Raw genomic sequence first — 19,580 nt, 5'->3', positions numbered from 1 at the left:
CGTCGTCCGTCGTGGAGCGGCACCTCGCCTACGTATCGCGGAGTACGAGCCCTCGGACGTACGCGGCCTGCCCGGCGTGCTGGAGATCGTCGGAAAGCACGCTGACCAGGCGAACCCCGAGGGTGACGGGCGGATCCCACGCCTCGTCGACGATACGGTCGAGGTCGGCTTCGGCCAGTCCTGCCGCCCACGCCGTCGTCGCTTCGTGCACCGCGTCGTGGTACCCGGTCAGCAGTTCGGCGGAGTCGACACGGACCGCCTCGACGTCCTCAGGGCGATGTCCGTATCCGGTGTCCGATGCCGGGAAGGGCAGTTCGAAGCGGCCCACCCAGTCCTGCGCGGTCCAGATCTGTTCGGTGCCCATCAGGTCGGCGAGGTGATCGTCCTGCACCCTGGTCAGATGCCAGACCAGCCAGGCGATCGTGTTCGCGCCCGGAGCCGGGCTCTCGGTCAGCTGGTCGGCGTCCAACCCCTCGACGGCGGCGTGCACGACCTCTTGGACGCGGCCGAACCCGTCGGCCACCACTTCGGCCAGTTTCATCGAATCCCCTTCCTGCGTCTCCCGCCCACGATGCCACCGGCAGGTGACCCCTGCCTTACAACCTTGACTTATATAAGCCCAGGCCGTGATAGTTGCCGGATGCACGCGTTCGACGTACTGGGGGATCCGGTGCGCCGCCGGATCCTGGAACTGCTCGCGGGCGGGGAACAGAGCTCCGGCGACGTGACCACCGTGGTGCGCGCCGAGTTCGGGATTTCGCAGCCCGCGGTCTCCCAGCATCTGCGCGTCCTGCGCGAGAACGGCTTCACCACCGTCCGCGCCGAGGGCGCGCGGCGCCTGTACTCGGTGGATCCGGGCCCGCTCAAGGAGATCGACGGCTGGCTGGAGCAGTACCGGCGGTTCTGGACCGGGCCGCTCGACGCGCTCGCCACCGAGATCGCCCGCGGCCGCCGCGAACGCCGGAAGGCCGCCGAAGACTAGGGTCGGCCCATGCGCAAGGGGTGGGGGCGTGCCGTCGTGATCGCCGTCGCGAGCGTCGTCATCGTGCTGGGGCTCGTCTTCGCGGTCACGGACCGCGGTGGGCGGGACAAGGGAGCGCGTTCGTACCCGGCCCCGCCGACGACACCACGCACGCCCTCCTACTCGACCGCCGCGGCCGCGCCCACGACCCGGCCGACGCTCACCGTCGACAGCGGCTGCCGCCTGGGTCAGGGCCCTGCCGAACTCGCCCCGGTCCCCGAGGCGACCACCCGGCGGGTGAACGCCGCCTGGGACCGCGTCGAACGGTGGCTCAAGGCCAACGCGCCGACGACGGCGAAGACCCTTCGCCCGCCCGCGACGATCGCGCGGATCGCCGAAGCCCAACGGAAGACCGGTGTCGCCCTCCCCGCCGAACTCGTCGCCTTCCTGCTGCGGCACGACGGCGTCTCGGGCATCGGCGAGAGCTTCGCTTTACCCCCGTTCCACCACCTCGCGTCCACGGAAACCGTCGCGGGCCAAGCGAAGGTCATGTGTGAAGTGCTGATCTCGAGCGGGCTGGACGGCAACGTCGGTTCCTGGTGGCACGGACGGTTCGTGCCGGTCGCCGTCGACGGCGGCGGGGACGGGCTGTTCCTTGACCAGCGCACCGGCACCGGGCGGCTCGGCGACTGGAACCACGAGGGGTCGGTGAGCTTCGACCGCTCGCCCGCGACCTTGACCGAACTGCTGGAGCAGACCGCGACGGCGCTGGAGACCGGCGGGACGGTCGCCGGCGGCTACCGGCCGGTCGTCACCGCGAACCGGGCGCTGGACTGGGAGTTCCCGCGCTGAAGTGCGCGGGCGCGTGGACTGTCGGACCCCGCCCCTAGAATCGTCCGGGTGGCAGCCCCCGACATCGGTACCTCGGAAGTCTCGGAAGCCCTTGAAACGCTGAACCGCGTCTTCGGCTACGACGACTTCCGCGGCGACCAGCACGCCATCGTCGAACACGTCATCGCAGGCGGTGACGCGCTCGTCCTCATGCCCACCGGCGGCGGGAAGTCACTGTGCTACCAGATTCCCGCGCTGGTCCGGCCGGGCGTCGGGGTGGTGATCTCACCGCTGATCGCGTTGATGCAGGACCAGGTCGACGCGCTGCGCAACGTCGGTGTGCGCGCGGGCTTCCTGAACTCGACGCAGGACTACGCCGAGCGGAACAGGGTCGAGGCCGCCTTCGTCGCCGGCGAGCTCGACCTGCTGTACCTGGCACCGGAGCGGCTTTCGGTCGAATCCACCGTGCGGCTGCTCGATCGCGGCAAGATCTCGCTGTTCGCGATCGACGAGGCGCACTGCGTCTCCCAGTGGGGGCACGATTTCCGGCCCGACTACCTGATGCTGTCCGCGGTGCACGAGCGCTGGCCGGACGTGCCGAGGATCGCGCTCACCGCCACCGCGACCAAGACCACGCACGCCGAGATCGCGTCCCGGCTCAATCTGGAGGACGCGCGGCATTTCGTCGCGAGCTTCGACCGGCCGAACATCCAGTACCGCATCGTCGGCAAGAACTCGCCGCAGCGGCAGCTGCTGGAGCTGCTGCGCACCGAGCACAAGGGCGACGCGGGCATCGTCTACTGCCTGGCGCGGAACTCGGTGGAGAAGACCGCGGACTTCCTGGTCGAGAACGGGATTCCGGCGGTGCCCTATCACGCCGGGCTGGACGCGCGGACACGCGCGAAGCACCAGTCGCGGTTCCTGCGCGAGGACGGGCTGATCGTCGTCGCGACGATCGCGTTCGGCATGGGCATCGACAAACCGGACGTACGGTTCGTCGCGCATCTGGACCTGCCGAAATCCGTCGAGGGTTACTACCAGGAGACCGGCCGCGCCGGTCGTGACGGGCTGCCGTCGACGGCGTGGCTGGCGTACGGCCTCCAGGACGTCGTCCAGCAGCGCAAGATGATCGACATGTCGGAGGGGTCCGAGGCGCACAAGCGGCAGCTGAGCGCCCACCTCAACGCGATGCTGGCGCTGTGCGAGACGGTCGAATGCCGTCGCGTGCAGGTGCTGAACTACTTCGGGCAGCAGAGCGAGCCGTGCGGCAACTGCGACACCTGCCTGGCGCCGCCGGAGACCTGGGACGGCACGATCCCGGCGCAGAAACTCCTCTCCACCATCGTCCGGCTGCAGAACGAACGGCGGCAGAAGTTCGGCGCGGGCCAGATCATCGACATCCTGCTCGGCAAGTCGACGCCGAAGGTGACGCAGCATCGGCACGACTCGCTGAAGGTGTTCGGGATCGGCACGGAGCTGAAGGAGCCCGAGTGGCGGGCGGTGGTGCGGCAACTGCTGGCGCAGGGGCTCGCGGCGGTCGAGGGTGACTACGGCTCGCTCGTGCTGACCGAGGGCAGTGCCGAGGTGCTGAACGGGCAGCGGAAGGTCCAGCTGCGGCGTGAGCCGGAGCGGGCGGCCAAGGCCGCGGCCCGGTCCAGCGCGAAGAAGGCCGCTGCCGCCGACATGCCCGCCGAGGCGGCGCCGGTGTTCGAACTGCTGCGGTCGTGGCGAGCCGCGGCGGCGAAGGAGCAGGGAGTGCCCGCGTACGTGATCTTCCACGACGCGACCCTGCGCCAGATCGCCACCAAACGGCCCGCCACGCTGCAGGAGCTGGGTTCGGTCAGCGGCGTCGGCGAGAACAAGCTCGCCAAGTACGGCGAGCAGATCCTCGAGACGCTCGCCGAGGCCTAGCTCAGTGCTCGTACGGCCGGCGCGGCGGCCGTCCGGTCATTCCGTCGACCTTGCGTACCGCGCCGTCGATCTGGCTGTGGTACTTGCCCTTCGTCTTGTGGTCGACGAAGGTCGCGGCCTTGTTCACGACCTTCGAGACCTTCTCGGGGTTCTTCCGCACGTAGGCGCGCACGGCCCCGGCGGTGCCGGCCAGGGCGGTCAACTTCCGCAGTAGAGGCACTGTGGTCCCTTTCCTCGGGGTCGTCTGGTGTCCTGCTCAACGACCGGTAGTGGTCACTGGGTTCCCCGAAGCGCGCCGAATCACTCATTTCGGATACCCGCGCCGGTCGGAGCACCGAAAACGGGGCGCGCGACGCGGGCCGAGACCAGTAAGTTCGGGCTCATGCGGGATCTTTCGCTGCTGCCCAAGGCCCATCTGCACGTCCACCTCGAAAGCACGATCCGGCCGGGCACGCTCCGTGACCTCGGCGAGGCGAACGGCGTCGCCGTACCCGCGGAACAACCCGTGTTCGACGGGTTCCGCGCGTTCGGGGACTACAACGGGCTGCTGCGGTCCTGTCTGCGGCGGCCGGAGGACTTCGAACGGGTGGCGCGCGAGTTCTGCGAGGACCAAGTCGCGGACGGGGTCCGCTACGCCGAAGTCACCTTCACGGCGGCTTCGCACGGCGAACGACTGGGCGAGCCGGACATGCCACTGGCGTCCGTCCTCAAGGGACTCTCGGCGGGGGCGGCCGAATACGGGCTCCACTGGCGGATGCTCCTGGATCACTCACGCCGCCGGCCGGTCGAACGCGCCCGGCTCACCCTCGACCTGGCGCGCCGGTACGCCCCGGACGGGGTGTTCGCGATCGGCCTCGCCGGGGAGGAGAAGTATCCGCTGGCGCCGTTCGCCGGGATCTGCGACGAGGCCGTCGAGGCCGGACTGCGCCTGATCCACCACGCGGGCGAGGACGCCGGACCGGCCAGCATCCGCGAGGCACTCGAGGTCGGCCACAGCGAGCGGATCGGCCACGGTATCCGGATCCTGGAGGACCTCGCGCTGGTCGCCGAGGTGCGGGAACGCGGTATCGCGCTGGAGGTCTGCCCGTCGTCGAACGTGACGCTCGGGCTCGTGCCGTCGTTCGAGGAGCATCCGCTCCCCCGGCTGGTCGACGCCGGGCTCGTGGTCACGCTCAGCACCGACGTCCCGTCGATCACGGGGACGACGCTGACCGACGAGTTCCTGCGCACTCGCGAGGCGTTCGCCTACGACGATCTCGCGCTCGCCGGACTCGCCCGGGCGTCCGTCGACGCGTCTTTCGCGCCCGCGGAACTCAAGCGGTCGATCCACCAAGAGATCGACGCCTGGCTCTCCTGACGCGTTTAGTCCTCTGATGGCGACTGGTCGCCATCAGAGGACTGAACGCGGGAGGTCAGCCGGTCGGGAAGTCGTCCGGCGTGCGGATGCGGTCCCGCACCCAGACACCGGCGGGCTTCAGCATCGAAGTGCCGGTGAAGGAGTTCCCGGCGCAGGTTCCGGTCTTGAACACGGCACCGGAACGGAAGTCGTCGGAGAAGTTCCAGTTCGTCCAGCCGATCTTCTTGGCGGCCAGCAGATCAAGGTACTTCTGCGAGTACGTGAAGTCGTTCCCGCCGTCACCCGTGTAGGTCTGGGTGCCGAATTCCGTGACGAACACCGGGATCCGGTCCGCGGTCCGCGCCAGCGCGTCGTAGTGCTCGTCCTGGTGCGAAGCCGCGTAGAAGTGGAACGTGTACATGATGTTGGTGGCGTTGACGGGGTTGTTCAGGATGTCGTTCTCGTCGCGGCCGTCGGAGATGCCGAAGGTCGACCATCCGTGCGTGCCGAGGAAGACGACGCTGTCCGGGTCCTGCGCCCGGATCACCGGGATGACCTCTTCGGCGTACCGCTTCACGTCCGCCCAGCCGACGCCGTTCGGTTCGTTCGCGACGTCGTAGATGATGTTGACCTTGTCCTTGTGCCGCTGGGCGATCTCGGCGAAGAACGTCTTCGCGAGGTGGGTGTTCGCGTTCGGGTCACCGGGGTCGAGCTGGTGCCAGTCGACGAGGACGTACATCCCGCGTTTCGTCGCTTCTTCGATGTAGTCGTGCATCATGTCGGTGAACTCGCGCGGGTTGCTTTCGTAGCCGTCGTCCTGGATGTACATGGCGACACGCAGGATGTCGGCCTTCCAGTCGTTGGCCAGCGCGTCCAGCGAAGCGGTCTTCACGCATTGGCTGTACCACTGGATCCCGTGCGTGCTCATCCCTCGCAGCTGGATGGGCTTGCCGTACTGGTTGCACAGTTTGACGCCGCAGACGTGGAGCTTCCCGTTGATCGACACCGGTGTCCCGGTGCCGCACGCCGGCGTGGTGACGGAGACGGCGTTGCCCGGCGCGGACGTGTTTCCGGCCGCGTCGTAGGCGACCACCGTGAACGAGTACGACGTCGACGCGGCGAGACCGGTCACCGTCGCGGGCGGATTCGCCGTCGTGGCAACGGTTTGCCCGTTCCGGAGGACGCGGTACCCGGTGACGCCGACGTTGTCGGACGACGCCTGCCAGGCCAGGGTCACACTGCCGCAGGTCACGTTCGACGTGGTGGGCGAACCTGGCGCCGACGGCGCTTCGGTGTCGTTGGAACCGCCACTGGCCTCGACCGAAAGCGAGTCCGCGTTCGGACCGCCGTTCGCCGTGACGGCGGTGGTGCGGATCTTGTTGCTGCCCGCCGTGAGGTTCACCGAGGTGGTGACGGTGCGCCACGTCGTCCACGCGCCGGTGCCGGCGAACCCGAGGTCGTCGACGGCGAGGGAGCCGTTGACGGTGATGTCGAGCGGGCGGCTGGCGGTGGTGCCGTTGGCATAGCGGAAGGTCAGCGTGTGCTGTCCCGCCTGCGCCGCGTTGACGGTGTACTCGACGTAGCTGCCGGTGACGTTGTCGTAGTTGACGAAGCCGGATCCGGTGAAGCCCTGGTGATTGGATTCGACCACGCCGCGGGAGACCGTCGCGTTCTCGGACTCGTAGCGGACGGGAGCCGCGGAAGCGGCCTGGGCGGAGATCGGGACCGAGGCGGCCGTGAGCACCGTGACCAGCGCCGCCCGCCATCTTGGGCGTACCACTTTGTGCCTCCTTCAGAAGCATCGTTGCGTTCCGTGGAGCAGGGGCGCGGCGAGCCCTTGTTAGGAAACCTTCCTAACGCGGACTAGTTTCACCATCCGGCCGAACCACTGTCAACCGGGCAAAGGGGGCGATCGCACCCCGCAATTCGTCACCTACTTGCGGTAGTCACGCAGGCGTGAAAGCGCAAGTAGGTGACGAATTGCGGGTCGTGGGCCGGTTCACCCCGATGGTGGGCCACAGAAGTTCTCCACAACAGTCACGTACCGTGGAACCGGTGACCGCTTCGTCCCCTTCGGCACTGGACCTCATGGACCAGTGGCAACCACCGCCCAAGAGACGCGGCCCGCGCGGCTGCGTGATGCTCGCGCTGCTGGTCGTGGGCGCCTTGGTGGCCGGCGCCGTCTGGGTCGTGGTCAGCCTCACCGACCGCGAGCCGGTGCCGGTCAAACCGGAATTCGTCGTCCCCGCGCTCAAACCGGCCCCGCGTTCGGCGATCCCCGGCGACGCCGGACCGCTGCCCGCGGAGCCCGCGAAGGACGCCTGGATCGCGAAGGTGTCGGAGAACACGGACATTCCTTCGCGCGCGTTGCGGGCGTACGTGAACGCCGCCGAGAAGACCGCGAAGACCACGCCACGCTGCGGAATCACCTGGGCGACCATCGCCGGGATCGGCCGGACCGAGTCCCAGCACGCCCGGCACGACGGTTCCCGCGCCGGCGAGGACGGCGTCGTGACGCCGCCGATCATCGGCATCCCGCTCGACGGCTCCCCCGGTGTGCTGGCGGTCGTCGACACCGACAAGGGCGCCCTCGACGGCGACCCGAAGTGGGATCGCGCGGTCGGGCCGATGCAGTTCCTGCCCGCCACCTGGAAGCGGTACGGCGTCCGTGCGAGCGGTGACGGCGCCGCGCCGGATCCGCAGAACATCGACGACGCCGCCATGACGACGGCGCGCTACCTGTGCGCGCGGGGCGGTGACCTCGGCAAACCCGCCGGCTGGTGGACCGCGGTGCTGATCTACAACAACTCCGCCGCGTACGGGCAGGAAGTGTTCAGCAACGCCGACGCCTATGGAAAGGCCGCGCTCAAGCCCTAGGCGGGCAGCAGCCTGGTCACCAGCCGCGTCAACTGGTGCACATTCCGGCATTCGTGCATCTCGACGACCTCCGCGTAGGCGTGCGCCTCGGAGTCCCCGGTGGACCACAACGCCGTCCGCTCGGGATTGAGCCAGTACGTATGCCGCGCGGCGGCGGCGATCCCGCGAACCGCCGCCAGGTTCGGGTCGCCGCCGTTGGTCCTGGCATCCCCGAGGATGAGCATGGATGTCTTGGGCCCCACGGCATCCGAGTACCGTTCGACGAATTCGCCGAGCGCGTGCCCGTAGTCGCTGTGCCCGTCCCAACGGGTCAGTTCCGCGTCGGCGAGGATGCGCGCGCCGAGGTCCTCCGGATCGGCGGCGCCGGTGTCGACGAGGTGGGTGATCTCGTCGCAAGCGTCGATGAACGCGAACACCCGCACCTTGCCGAACTGGTCGCGCAAGGCCTGCACCAGCAGCATGGTGAAGTTCGCGAAACCGGCCACCGAGCCCGACATGTCGCACAGCAGCACGATTTCCGGCCTCCCTGGCCGGTGCCGCCGGTACGACGGCCGCATCGGGACGCCGCCGGTGGACAGTGAGCGCCGCAGCGTCCGGCGCAGGTCGATCTGCCCGCGCGCGTGCCGCCGCCGCCGGGCGGCCAGCCGGGTGGCGAGCTTGCGGGACAGGGGCTGGACGACACGGCGGAGTTCGGCGAGTTGCGCGCGGCTGGCGAGCAGGAAGTCGACGCGGTCGGCCGCGGGCGGGACGGCGTGCCGCGAAACCCGTTCCCTGCCACGGACTTCCGCCACCCTGCGGCGTGCTTCGGTCCGCACCAGTCCACGGAAGCCTTCGACCCGCCGCCGGACGTCGTCGCGGTCAAGCCGGTCGGTGAAGTCCTCCTGTGCGCCGGCACGGATCGCTTCGAGCACGCGGACCACGAGGGTCTGCGGCTGGAGCCGTTCCAGGGTCTGGTGCGCCGACCAGCCGCCGGAGCCCGACGTGCCGCCGTACTCCCCCAGCATGTCGACGGCCAGCCCGGCCAGTTGCGTCAGTTCCGTCTGATCGTCGGCGGCGAGCGCGGCGGCGAGCCGGTCCCGCAGCGCGGCCAGGTCTTCGACCGGGTCCTGCGAGGGCGCGCCGACGCCGAGCGGGAAGTAGATGTCGAACGTCGCGTCGAACACGGCGCGCTGGCCGCCGCGCCGGACGAGCGCCGCCGCGAGCCCTTCCCGCATCTGCTCGCGAGAGGCCAGGCCCAGCACTTCGAGTGCCGCGGCGGCGTCGACCGTCTCACTCGGACCCGCCGGGATCCCGTGTTCCCGCAACGCTTCCACGAACTCGACGAGCCTGCCCGGCACGCCGCTCACGAGTCGAGGACCTTGCCGAGTTCCAGCCGCGCGTCCGCCTTCACGACGTCTTCCTGGTGCTTGAGGATCACGCCGAGGCTCGCGCGGACGACGTCCTCGCCGAGGCTGCCCGCGCCGAGCGCCAGCAGCGTGCGGGCCCAGTCGATGGTCTCCGCGACCGACGGCGCCTTCCGCAGTTCCATCGCCCGCAGCGCGGTGATCACCTTGACCAAGGACGCGGCGAGCGCGTCGTCGACGCCCGGCACCTTGAGCCGCACGATGCGCTGCTCCAGTGCCGCGTCGGGGAAATCGATGTGCAGGAACAGGCACCGGCGGCGCAATGCCTCGGAAAGTTCGCGCGTCGCGTTGGAGGTCAGCACCACGAACGGCTTGCGCCCGGCGGTGATCGTGCCGAGTTCCGGGACGGTGATCTGGAAGTCGCCGAGCACCTCCAGCAGCAGACCCTCGATCTCGACGTCGGCCTTGTCTGTCTCGTCGATGAGCAGGACGGTCGGCTCGTCGCCCTCGATCGCCGTCAGCAGCGGCCTGGCCAGCAGGAACTCTTCACCGAAGATGTCGTTGCGGGCTTCGTCCCACGTCTCGTCCTTGCCGGCGGTGATCCGGAGAAGCTGCTTCGCGTGGTTCCACTCGTACAGCGCACGCGACTCGTCGACGCCTTCGTAGCACTGCAACCGCACGAGCCGGGAGCCGCTCGCCTGCGCGACCGCCTTCGCCAGTTCGGTCTTGCCGACGCCCGCGGGGCCCTCGATCAGCAACGGCTTGCCGAGGGCGTCCGCGAGGAACACCGTGGTGGCGACGGCCGCGGAGGCCAGGTAGCCGGTGTCGGCGAGCTTCGCCGTCACGTCTTCGACGGATGTGAAGTACCCGGTCCCAGCCACGCGGCCTCCCAGCTCGATCGCCTACCCGGCCGACTCTACGTCGCGGATCCGCTTGGGCAGCAGGAACCCGACCGCGAACGTGAGCACCACCATCACCGCGACCACCCAGAACGTCCGCTGCGCGGCGTCGGTCGGGTCGGCGGTCCCGGCGTCGAAGAACACCGTGCCCAGCAGCGCCATCCCCAGCGCGCCGCCGACCTGCTGGAGCGAGGTCAGCGCGCCCGACGCCGATCCGGCCTCCGACGGCTCCACCCCGGACAGCGCGATTTCGAAGTACGGTCCCATGATCAGCCCGGATCCGATCCCGACCACCAGCAACGCGGGGGCGATCAGCCACGGACCGGTTTCCGGGCCGAGGAGCAGGAGCAGACCGATCACGCCCGCGGTCATGATCAGCGCGCCGGTGTGCAGCACCTTGCGGCCGTGCTTGCGCACCACCTGCACGAGGCCCATCCCGACGATCATCCCCAGCGACATCGGCACCCCGGTCAGCCCGGCCTTGAGCGGCGAGAAACCGAGCCCGAGCTGCAGGTACAACGTGAAGACGAGACCGAAGCCGGAGAACGCCGCGAAGTAGATCGTCCCGGTCGCCATCCCGGCGAGGAAGCTGCGCTTGCGGAACAGGCTGGGTTCGACCAGCGGGTCACCACCGCGACCGCTCTTGCGCTTCTCGAACCAGGCGAAGACGCCGAACACCACGAGCGCGGCGGCCATCATCGCGAACGTCCACAGCGGCCAGCCGTACTCGCGCCCCTGGACCAGCGGGAAGACGATCAGCAGCGCTCCGGTCGTGGCGAGCAGCGCGCCGGGGATGTCGAGGGTGAGCGAACCGCCGGGGCGGGACTCGGGAAGGAACTTCAGCGCGGCCAGCACGGCGAGCGCTCCGATCGGAAGGTTGATCAGGAAGATCATCCGCCAGCCGGTGCCGAAGAGATCGGCGTCGACCAGCCAGCCGGCGAGGATCGGGCCGCCGACCGCGGCGAGCCCCATCACCGGGCCGAACATGCCGAACGCGGACTGAAGCTCCTTCCCGGTGAACATCTCCTTCATCATGCCGAGACCCTGCGGGATCATCGCGGCGCCGAACAGGCCCTGCACCACCCTGGCGGTGATGATCATCTCGGGGTTCACCGCGATCGCGCAGAACAGCGAGCCGACGACGAAGCCGGTCGCGCCGATCAGGAACATGCGTTTGCGGCCGAAGATGTCGCCGAGCCGTCCGCCGGTGAGCAGACCGGACACCATCGCGAGGGTGTAGGCGACGCCGAGCCACTGGATCATCGCCGTGCCGCCGCCGAGCGAGGCCCGCATGACCGGACCGGCGATGCTCGTGACCGTCATGTCGAGCAGTTCCATCACCGAGCCGGTCAGGATCACGAACAGCGCGGGCCAGCGCCAGCGGTAGGACTTCTCCACGTTTTCCGTGGTCACACCGCTCGGGGTGTCCAGTGTCATCGTCATGGGGACAACGCTAAAGTCAATTCCGGCCACTTTCTGACCGGAATCGGAGCGAACCTGGATTCATGGCGAATACGAGTGCGCGGATGCTGCGGCTGCTGTCGCTGCTGCAGACACACCGCTTCTGGTCGGGAATCGAACTGAGCGACAAGCTCGAGGTGAGCGAGCGAACGCTGCGGCGCGACGTCGAACGGCTGCGCGAGCTCGGCTATCCCGTGAACGCGAGCCGCGGCGTCGCGGGCGGCTACCAGCTGCGGTCGGGCACCGTCATGCCCCCGCTGCTGCTGGACGACGAGGAGGCCGTGGCGATCGCCGTCGGCCTGCGGACGGCGGCGGGCGGTTCGGTGGAGGGCATCGAGGAGACCTCGGTCCGGGCACTGACGAAAGTCGTCCAGGTGATGCCGCCCCGGCTGCGCAGACGTGTCGACGCGCTCCAGGCGTACACGACGCCGGCGGCCGTCACGGGTCCCCGCGTCAACGCGGCCAGCCTGACGGTGATCGCGCAGGCGTGCCGGGACGACGAGCGGCTGAAGTTCGACTACGCGGCGCGCGGCGGCGAGGAGTCCGCGCGGCTGGTCGAGCCGCACCGGCTCGTCTCACTCGGACGGCGCTGGTACCTGGTGGCGTGGGACCTCGACCGGGTGGACTGGCGCACTTTCCGCGTCGACCGGTTGAGTGAGCCACGCACCACCGGCGCCCGCTACCGGCCACGGGAGATCCCCGGCGGGGACGCGGTCAAATTCGTCGAGGCCCAGATCAAGGCCCGGCCGACCACGTACGAACTGGTGGTCCGGGTCGAGGCGCCGAAAGCGGAGGTCGAGGCGGCCGTGCGCTACATCGGTGGCGCGCTCGAAGCGATCGACGAGACGTCCTGCCGTCTGACGATGAACGTCGACACCTTCGACTGGCCCGTCCTGATCCTCGCCGCCATAGGGGCACCCTTCGAGGTCGAGAGCCCTTCGGCGTTCAAAGATCACCTGGGCGCCGTCGCCACCCTCTTCACACAGGCCTCGGCGGGCTAGCATCGGGCCGGTGAGCACCTATGTCGCGGCCGAGGGCCGATACGAGAGCATCCCCTACCGCCGCACCGGGCGCAGCGGCCTGAAGCTGCCCGCGATCTCGCTGGGCTTGTGGCACAACTTCGGCGACGACAAGCCGCTGGGCACCCAGCGGGACATCGCGCGGCGCGCGTTCGACCTGGGCATCACCCATTTCGACCTCGCCAACAACTACGGCCCGCCCTACGGTTCGGCCGAGGAGAACTTCGGCAGGCTGCTGGCCTCGGACTTCAAGCCGTACCGGGACGAGTTGGTCATCTCGACCAAGGCGGGCTACGACATGTGGCCGGGTCCGTACGGGGAATGGGGTTCGCGCAAGTACCTGCTGTCCTCTTTGGACCAGTCGCTCGGCCGGATGGGCCTGGACTACGTCGACATCTTCTACTCGCACCGGTTCGACCCCGAGACGCCGCTCGAAGAGACCGTCGGCGCGCTCGACACCGCCGTCCGTTCCGGACGCGCGCTGTACGTCGGCATCTCGTCGTACTCGTCCGAGAAGACCGCCGAGGCCGCGCGGCTCCTGCGCGAACTGGGCACTCCGCTGCTGATCCACCAGCCGTCGTACTCGATGTTCAACCGCTGGCTCGAAGGCGACAAACTGCTCGACACGCTCGAAACCGAAGGCGCGGGCTGCATCGCCTTCTCGCCGCTGGCGCAGGGACTGCTGACCAGCCGCTACCTCGACGGCGTTCCCGAGAATTCCCGTGCGGCGCAAGGGAAGTCGCTCAATCCGGAGACGATCACCGAGAACACCGTCGGCAAGATCCGGGCGCTGAACGAGATCGCCGGGCGGCGCGGGCAGACGCTGGCGCAGCTCGCGCTCGCGTGGGGCCTGCGTGACCCGCGGATGACGTCGGTGCTGATCGGCGCGAGCAGCGTCGCCCAGCTGGAGGACAACGTCGGCGCGTTGAAGAACCTGCACTTCACCAAGGAGGAGCTGGCCGAGATCGACCGCTACGCCACCGAGGCCGACATCAACCTCTGGAAGCGCTCGACCGACGCCGGATAGCACCCGAAATCGCGTTGCCCCATCCGGCCGGGGAGCCGAAACTGCGGACATGACTTTCGAAGAGCTGCTCACCGAGGGAGAGGCCGTCCCGGTCGAAGGCTGGGACTTCTCCTGGTTCGAAGGCCGGGCCACGGAGGAACGGCCGCCGTGGGGCTACTCGCGGCTGCTCGGTGAGCGGATGGCGGCGGCGTCCGCCGGGCTCGACCTGCAGACCGGCGGCGGCGAGGTGCTCGCGGGCATCCCGAAACCGCCGCCGGTCCTGGCCGCGACCGAAGGCTGGCCGCCGAACGTCGAGGTCGCCAAGAAGACCCTCGCGCCCTTGGGCGGCGAGGTGATCGAGGCCGAGTACGACGCGCCGTTGCCCTTCCCCGACGAGTCGTTCGACGTGGTGAGCAGCCGTCATCCGATCGCGAACCCGTGGCGGGAGATCGCGCGCGTTCTGCGGCCGGGCGGGATCTTCCTGTCGCAGCAGATCGGCGCCGGAACCGTCCGCGAACTGAAGGAGTTCTTCCTCGGTCCGCAGGACTACGGTGGCTGGACACCCGACGTGCTGCGCGTCGAGGCGGAGGCCGTCGGGCTGCGGGTGGAGCGACTCGAACCGGCGAAACTCCGGATGGAGTTCTTCGACCTCGCCGCCGTGGTGCACTTCCTGCGGAAGGTGATCTGGATCGTGCCGGGGTTCGAGGTGGCGAAGTACCGCGACAAGCTCGCGGAACTCCATCGGATGATCGAGACCGACGGGAAGTTCGTCGCGCACTCGCGGCGGGTGCTCGTGGAGGCCGTCAAGCCGTCGTGAGCCGCTCCAGCTGCTCAGTGCTCAACTCGACCTTCGCCGCGGCGAAGTTCTCCTCCAGGTGCGCGATGTTCGCCGTCCCCGGGATCGGCAGGATCACCGGTGACCTGGCGAGCAGCCACGCGAGCCCGACCTGCGCCGTGGTCACCCCCAGCTCCGCGGCGACGGCGGTGAGCACGGAACCGGCCTCCGACGCGGCGCCGAGCACCGGACGCCAAGGCAGGAAAGCGATCCCGGCCGCCTCGCACGCGTCCAGCACCGCCTCGTACTCGCGGTCGAGGAGGCTGTAGCGGTTCTGCACGCTCGCGATGTCCACGAACTCCCGTGCCCGCGCGAGTTCGTCCACGGTGACCTCGGAGAGCCCGATCCGGCCGATCTTGCCTTCGTCACGCAGGTCCCGCAGCGCGCCGAGCTGATCGGCCAGCGGGGTGTCCGGATCGAGACGGTGCAGTTGCAGCAGCTCGATCCGTTCGACACGCAACCGTCGCAACCCGTCGTCGACCTGCGTCCGCAGCGATTCCGGCCGTGCGTCGTACTTCCAGTCGTCCCCGGTCCGCACGACGCCGACCTTGGTGGTGACCACCAGGTCGTCCGGGTACGGGTACAGCGCTTCCGCGAGGAGTTCCTCGTTGGCACCGCCGCCGTACAGATGCGCGGTGTCGATCAGGGTGATGCCGAGCTCCACGGCCCTTCGCGCCAAGGCGATGGACGCCTCACGCGCGGGGCCCGCTTCGGTCGGCAGTCGCATGGCGCCGAAACCGAGGCGGTGCACGGGCAGATCTCCGCCGATGGCGAATTCGTTCATGCGGGGAACCTAGCGCAGCGGATCCCTCGGCGAGGGCAGATGAGAGGTGTCCGGGAACATGTGGAGCGCGCGCAGGGCGGCGCCGAGTTCGGCGATGTCGGCCGGGTCCGTCAGCGAACGGCCCAGTTCCTCGGAGATCCGCTTCAACCGGTGCCGGATCGTGTTGGGGTGACAGAACATCCGCTCCGACGTCAGTTTCGTGGAGCCCTGGCATTCGAACCACGCCCGCAACGTCAGCAGCAGCACGTTCCGGTCGTCACCGGGCAGGTCGAGGATCGGCCGCAGCACGTGATGCGCGAGCTGGACCGACGCCTCCGGCGCGCTGGCGACGAGGCCGGCGAGCGGGGATTCGTTGAACTGCACCATTCCCGTCGTCCCCGGCATCATGCTGGAGAGCGCGACCCTGGCGAGGTGCAGCGCGCGGGAGGTGTTGCCGAGGCCGGTGAACACCGGGCTGACCCCGATCCGGCCGATCTGGTCCTCCCGCAGCAACTCGACGATCAGCTGCGACGCCGACGGATCCCGCATCGACACGACCCCGACCTGCAGGTCCGGCGTGAGCCGCCAGGCGGACGCGTGCTGCCGGTCGCGGAGCCGGTTTTCGATCTGGGGCAACGGTTCGTGCCCGACGCGCGGGGTCTCCGCCGCGACGACCACGTAGGTCCCGTCGAGCGAGAGTTCCAGCACTCGCGCGATGTCCCACAGTGTGCCCTCGGTGGCCGCGCCGCCGGCGAACAGCGCCTCGACCAACGCGGAGCGTCTGCTTTGGTGCGCCAGCATGACTTCGGCGGTGGTGTCGCGATACGTCGTCGTCAGCGCCTCGGCGTAGTCGTCGATCAGCGCCCAGATCGCCGACGTCGCGGCGACGAGGCCGCGGAGGTCCTGATGCTCACCCGAAGCGGTCAGTTCGACGAACCGGTCCCACACCTCGGTGAGCCCGATCCGGTAGGCCCGCAGCAGTTCCGGCAGCGGCGCGCCCTGCAACGCCCGTGCGCGCCCGGTCGCCCGCGCCTGCGTGAGGTCGGGCTCCTCGGTGCCGCGCAGGGTCCGCATGACGAACTCGAGGTTGTTCCGCACCGAGGTCCGCAGTTCGGCGAGGGTGACGAACTGCGCGTCGCGGTACACCGGCATCTCGGCGCGGATCTGGGCGACGGTGCTCTCGATGAGCCTCGGCAGCTGTTTTTCGACCTCGAAGGCCAATTCGGCGACGACGGCGGCCGAGCCTTCGCGGAGCACAGTTCGGTAGTGCATGGACGTCCTCCGGGGCAGGGACTCCTCGTCGAATCCCTGGGGACGCCATCTAACACGACTTGCCAGGAGGTGGCCTGTCGAAGCCGAAAGGCTCCGCCGGTGCGGCGGGAAATAGGGATTTCCACCGCACCGGCGGGAATTCACATCTTCGCGGCCGCGCTCTTGATGGCTTCGCGGATCCGGAAGTAGGTGCCGCACCGGCAGACGTTCTGGATCGCGTCGATCTCGGCGTCGGTCGGGTTCTTCGTCTTCTTCAGCAGCGCCACCGCGGCCATGATCTGCCCCGGCTGGCAGTAGCCGCACTGCGCGACGTCCTGCTCCAGCCAAGCCTCCTGCACCGGGTGCAGGTCATCGCCGTCGGCGAGGCCTTCGATGGTGGTGACGTCCTTGCCCGAGCAGTCGGACACCGGCGTCACGCACGGGTTGAACGCCTCGCCGTCGAGGTGGCTGGTGCAGGCCTTGCAGACGTTGATCCCGCAGCCGTACTTCGGGCCGCGGACACCGAGTTTGTCCCGCAGCGCCCACAGCATGGGCAGATCCGCGGGCGCGTCGACGGTGACGGTCTTCCCGTTCACCGTGAAGGTGTAGTTGGGCATCGGAACTCCTTGGCGGGGAAGGAAAGTCAGCGGGGGAAGGGTTCGAAGTCGACCGGGAAGTCAATCGGGAAGCTTCGCGGCTTGATGCCGGTCGCCCGCGCATAGGCGTTCCCGATCGCGCCGACCGGTGCCGGCACGCCGAGCTCCCCGGCGCCGCCGATCTCGCCCGTCTCCGGCATGACGAACACCTTGACGTCCATCGGCGAGTCCTTCTGCCGCGCGTAGTGGAACTGCGAGTAGCTGCCCTCGAGCGGAAGGCCCTTGTCGATGTGCAGCCCCGCGGTCAGCGTGGTCGAGATGCCGTCGGTCAGGCCGCCGAGCATCTGCGCCTCGATCCCGCGAGGGTTGATCGGCTTGCCGACGTCGACCGCGATGGTCGCCTTGGTGACGCGCGGCTTCTTCGGGTCGCGTCCGTCGAGTTCGACCAGGCAGGCGGTGTACGACTTGTACTCGCCGTGCACGGCGACACCCTGCGCGAAACCCTTGGGCATCTTCTTGCCCCACTCGCCGAGTTCGGCGACCTTGTCCAGGACCGCACGCTGCCGGTCGTCCTTGATGAACTCCCGCCGGAACGCCACCGGATCCTTGCCGAGCTTCGCGGCGATCTCGTCGACCATGATCTCTTCCGCGCCGCGGGTGCTCGACGAGTACACCGACCGCCACGCGCCGGTGTGGAAGTCCACCGGGACCTCGTTGAGCAGCTGAGTGGTGACACCGAAGTTGTACGGCGACTTCACCGTCAACAGGAACACCGTCTGCGCGAAGCTCAGGTTTCCGCCGACCGGCAGTTGCGCGGCGAAGGCGGTCAGGACCTCGCCGAGCCCGTGACCCCAGTCGGTCTCCACGCTGGCGACGCGGTGCTCGAAGGTGAGCACCTGTCCGAGCGCGAAGGTGGCGCGGATCTTGTGGTGACTGGCGGCGCGGGCGCGGCCGTGGCGCATGTCGTCGATACGGCTCCACATCAGCCGCACCGGCCGCTTCATCGCCTTCGAGATCCGCGCGGCTTCGATCGCGCCGTCGGAGAACAGGCGGCGGCCGAACGATCCGCCCGCCTGCTGGACGTGCACGGTGACCTTGTTCTCCGGCAGTCCGAGTTCCTGCGCGATGTTCTGCTTCGCGAGGATCGGGACCTTCATCCCGGACCAGATGGTCGCGCTGTCCTCGCGGACGTCGGCGACCGCGGAGTTGGTCTCCAGCGGCGCGTGGCTGGCGAAGGCGAAATCGAATTCGCCGTCGACGTACTGGGTCAGCAGCGGCGGCACGACGAACGGCAGCGCCGCGGCTTGCAGCTTCTTCTTGATCGTCGCGTTGTTCTCGCCGTCGACGGTGCCGGCGTTCCAGGTGACGTCGAGGGCGTTCTTACCGTCGAGTGCCTGGCCGAAGGTCTCCGCCAGCACCGCGACCCCGGTCTTGATCACGGCGATGTCGATGATGCCGGGCATCGCGCGCACGGCGGCCTCGTTGTTGACCTTCTCGACCGTGCCGTTGATCGTCGGCGGGCGGCGGACCATCGCCGGTTTCGCGCCGGGGATGTCCAGGTCGAGCGTGTACTTCAGCTGCCCGGTGACCATCGCGCGCGCGTCCTTGCGCGATTGCGGCGTGCCGACGAGCCGGTGCGCGGACTCCGCCTTCGGGGTCGCCGTGAGCTTTCCCAGATCGGCACGGGCGGCGGGCTTGGACAGCGCGCCGTAGTCCGCGCGGCGACCGTCGGGCGCGATCACCGCACCGTCCCTTGTGGACAGACGATCGGCCTTGGCGCCCCATTGCCGAGCCGCCGTCGCCACCAGCCGGGCGCGCGCGGCGGCCGCCGCGATCCGCACCGGGGTATAGAGCGAACGCATCGTGTTGGAACCGCCGGTCAGCTGGTTGAACAGCAGTTCGGAGCGGGCATCGGAGAGCACGACGTCGACGCGGTCGAGCGGCAGGTCCATCTCCTCGGCGACCAGCATCGCGTTGGCCGTGGTGATGCCCTGGCCGACCTCGGTCCGGGGCAGTTCCAGCCGGACGCTGCCGTCTTCGCGGACTTCGAGGACGAGAAGGTTGGCGGTGGGGGCGTTCGAAAGGATGAGGACGTCGCCGAGGTCGAGGATCTCGGCAGGGCCGGGCGGAGTCGGGATGACGGCTTCGGCCTCTTCGGGTGCGAAGCCGTCGATGCCGATCTTCGTGGCGATCGTGAGCGTGGGCGCCGCGACGAGGAAGCTCAGGAACCGGCGGCGGCCGAGACCGCCGGGGTCCTGAGTCTCGCCTGGGGTTCCAGTGGTGGGACTGGCCATCGGGAAGATCCCTTCGAGAGCGCGCGGAGAAGGCGGGGACCCTCGCGCGGCCTGGGGTCGGATGGCGACACGCTAGGCATCGGCATTCGGCCTAGTCAACGCGGAGTAGTCGGGTCAGCCCATCTGTGTGACGCGGTGACAGCGAAGCGCCCCGAATGTGTGGCGCGCCACAGCGCACACCGCAATTCGTCATCTGG

The 19,580-nt window shown here is 69.1% G+C and carries 18 protein-coding genes; 8 read left to right on the top strand and 10 right to left on the bottom strand.

The features are described from left to right. Positions 1–28: 28 nt before the first annotated feature. On the bottom strand, positions 29–541 hold the full coding sequence (locus ACIHAO_RS23035; RefSeq protein WP_396560881.1) for a DUF664 domain-containing protein: 513 nt from the start codon (positions 539–541) through the stop codon (positions 29–31). Between the two features lie 99 nt (positions 542–640). Here ACIHAO_RS23035 and ACIHAO_RS23030 point away from each other — a divergent pair, with 99 nt between their 5' ends. Genes ACIHAO_RS23030 through recQ form a run of 3 tightly spaced genes read left to right on the top strand, consistent with a single transcriptional unit; the run spans position 641 to position 3,703 of the window. Beyond that, positions 641–982: a helix-turn-helix transcriptional regulator gene (locus tag ACIHAO_RS23030; RefSeq protein ID WP_016335887.1), complete on the top strand. Its 342-nt coding sequence runs from the start codon at positions 641–643 to the stop codon at positions 980–982. Positions 983–991: 9 nt separating this feature from the next. Then, positions 992–1,813 (top strand): SMI1/KNR4 family protein, encoded by an 822-nt coding sequence (locus tag ACIHAO_RS23025; RefSeq protein ID WP_396560878.1) that lies wholly within the window; start codon positions 992–994, stop codon positions 1,811–1,813. A 48-nt stretch (positions 1,814–1,861) separates the two neighbouring features. Continuing rightward, complete coding sequence (gene recQ / locus ACIHAO_RS23020; protein ID WP_396560876.1) at positions 1,862–3,703, top strand: DNA helicase RecQ; 1,842 nt, start codon at positions 1,862–1,864, stop codon at positions 3,701–3,703. A 1-nt stretch (position 3,704) separates the two neighbouring features. Here recQ and ACIHAO_RS23015 read toward each other — a convergent pair whose 3' ends face one another. Beyond that, the gene (locus tag ACIHAO_RS23015) at positions 3,705–3,923 is read right to left on the bottom strand and encodes an antitoxin (protein ID WP_016335889.1); all 219 of its coding nucleotides are present in this window, start codon (positions 3,921–3,923) and stop codon (positions 3,705–3,707) included. Between the two features lie 162 nt (positions 3,924–4,085). Between ACIHAO_RS23015 and add the strand changes: the two genes are divergently transcribed. Then, positions 4,086–5,060, top strand: a complete 975-nt coding sequence (gene add, locus ACIHAO_RS23010) for an adenosine deaminase (RefSeq protein ID WP_396560873.1) — start codon at positions 4,086–4,088, stop codon at positions 5,058–5,060. A gap of 55 nt (positions 5,061–5,115) precedes the next feature. On the opposite strand, the gene ACIHAO_RS23005 is transcribed toward add, so the two are convergent. Further along, positions 5,116–6,819, bottom strand: a complete 1,704-nt coding sequence (locus tag ACIHAO_RS23005) for a cellulase family glycosylhydrolase (protein ID WP_396560871.1) — start codon at positions 6,817–6,819, stop codon at positions 5,116–5,118. Positions 6,820–7,094: 275 nt separating this feature from the next. On the opposite strand from ACIHAO_RS23005, the gene ACIHAO_RS23000 reads away from it, so the two are divergent. Further along, a complete protein-coding gene (locus tag ACIHAO_RS23000) occupies positions 7,095–7,916 on the top strand; it encodes a lytic murein transglycosylase (protein ID WP_396560869.1) in 822 nt (273 codons plus the stop codon). Here the strand turns inward: ACIHAO_RS23000 and ACIHAO_RS22995 are convergent. The 3 genes from ACIHAO_RS22995 to ACIHAO_RS22985 are packed head-to-tail and all read right to left on the bottom strand — an operon-like array spanning position 7,913 to position 11,601. Then, the gene (locus ACIHAO_RS22995; RefSeq protein ID WP_396560867.1) at positions 7,913–9,262 is read right to left on the bottom strand and encodes a VWA domain-containing protein; all 1,350 of its coding nucleotides are present in this window, start codon (positions 9,260–9,262) and stop codon (positions 7,913–7,915) included. The two genes, ACIHAO_RS23000 and ACIHAO_RS22995, sit on opposite strands and share 4 nt — an antisense overlap. Further along, positions 9,259–10,140 (bottom strand): AAA family ATPase, encoded by an 882-nt coding sequence (locus ACIHAO_RS22990; protein WP_396560865.1) that lies wholly within the window; start codon positions 10,138–10,140, stop codon positions 9,259–9,261. The genes ACIHAO_RS22995 and ACIHAO_RS22990 overlap by 4 nt, the downstream gene beginning before the upstream one ends. A gap of 21 nt (positions 10,141–10,161) precedes the next feature. Continuing rightward, positions 10,162–11,601, bottom strand: coding sequence for an MFS transporter (locus tag ACIHAO_RS22985; protein ID WP_396560863.1), 1,440 nt, complete (start codon positions 11,599–11,601; stop codon positions 10,162–10,164). 62 nt (positions 11,602–11,663) lie between these two features. Between ACIHAO_RS22985 and ACIHAO_RS22980 the strand changes: the two genes are divergently transcribed. From ACIHAO_RS22980 to ACIHAO_RS22970, 3 genes are read left to right on the top strand one after another with little or no spacing between them, the layout of a single operon-like run. Further along, positions 11,664–12,620 (top strand): helix-turn-helix transcriptional regulator, encoded by a 957-nt coding sequence (locus ACIHAO_RS22980; RefSeq protein WP_396560861.1) that lies wholly within the window; start codon positions 11,664–11,666, stop codon positions 12,618–12,620. Positions 12,621–12,630: 10 nt separating this feature from the next. Then, complete coding sequence (gene mgrA / locus ACIHAO_RS22975) at positions 12,631–13,665, top strand: L-glyceraldehyde 3-phosphate reductase (RefSeq protein WP_396560859.1); 1,035 nt, start codon at positions 12,631–12,633, stop codon at positions 13,663–13,665. A gap of 49 nt (positions 13,666–13,714) precedes the next feature. Next, positions 13,715–14,461 carry a class I SAM-dependent methyltransferase gene (locus tag ACIHAO_RS22970; protein WP_396560857.1) on the top strand — a complete coding sequence of 249 codons (747 nt, stop codon included), beginning with the start codon at positions 13,715–13,717 and terminating at the stop codon, positions 14,459–14,461. Here the strand turns inward: ACIHAO_RS22970 and ACIHAO_RS22965 are convergent. From ACIHAO_RS22965 to ACIHAO_RS22950, 4 genes are all read right to left on the bottom strand, one after another. Then, positions 14,448–15,263 (bottom strand): aldo/keto reductase, encoded by an 816-nt coding sequence (locus ACIHAO_RS22965; protein ID WP_396560855.1) that lies wholly within the window; start codon positions 15,261–15,263, stop codon positions 14,448–14,450. The genes ACIHAO_RS22970 and ACIHAO_RS22965 overlap by 14 nt on opposite strands. Before the next feature lie 9 nt (positions 15,264–15,272). After that, positions 15,273–16,514: a PucR family transcriptional regulator gene (locus ACIHAO_RS22960; protein WP_396560853.1), complete on the bottom strand. Its 1,242-nt coding sequence runs from the start codon at positions 16,512–16,514 to the stop codon at positions 15,273–15,275. A gap of 140 nt (positions 16,515–16,654) precedes the next feature. Next, positions 16,655–17,110 carry a (2Fe-2S)-binding protein gene (locus ACIHAO_RS22955; protein ID WP_073848534.1) on the bottom strand — a complete coding sequence of 152 codons (456 nt, stop codon included), beginning with the start codon at positions 17,108–17,110 and terminating at the stop codon, positions 16,655–16,657. Between the two features lie 26 nt (positions 17,111–17,136). Continuing rightward, on the bottom strand, positions 17,137–19,383 hold the full coding sequence (locus ACIHAO_RS22950; RefSeq protein WP_396560851.1) for a molybdopterin cofactor-binding domain-containing protein: 2,247 nt from the start codon (positions 19,381–19,383) through the stop codon (positions 17,137–17,139). Positions 19,384–19,580: the final 197 nt, after the last annotated feature.

The organism is Amycolatopsis sp. NPDC052450, from assembly GCF_044547565.1.
In the GTDB taxonomy this organism is placed as follows: Bacteria; Actinomycetota; Actinomycetes; order Mycobacteriales; family Pseudonocardiaceae; genus Amycolatopsis.
Note: the sequence above shows the minus strand (reverse complement) of the source record. Positions and strands in the feature narration are given on the sequence as shown.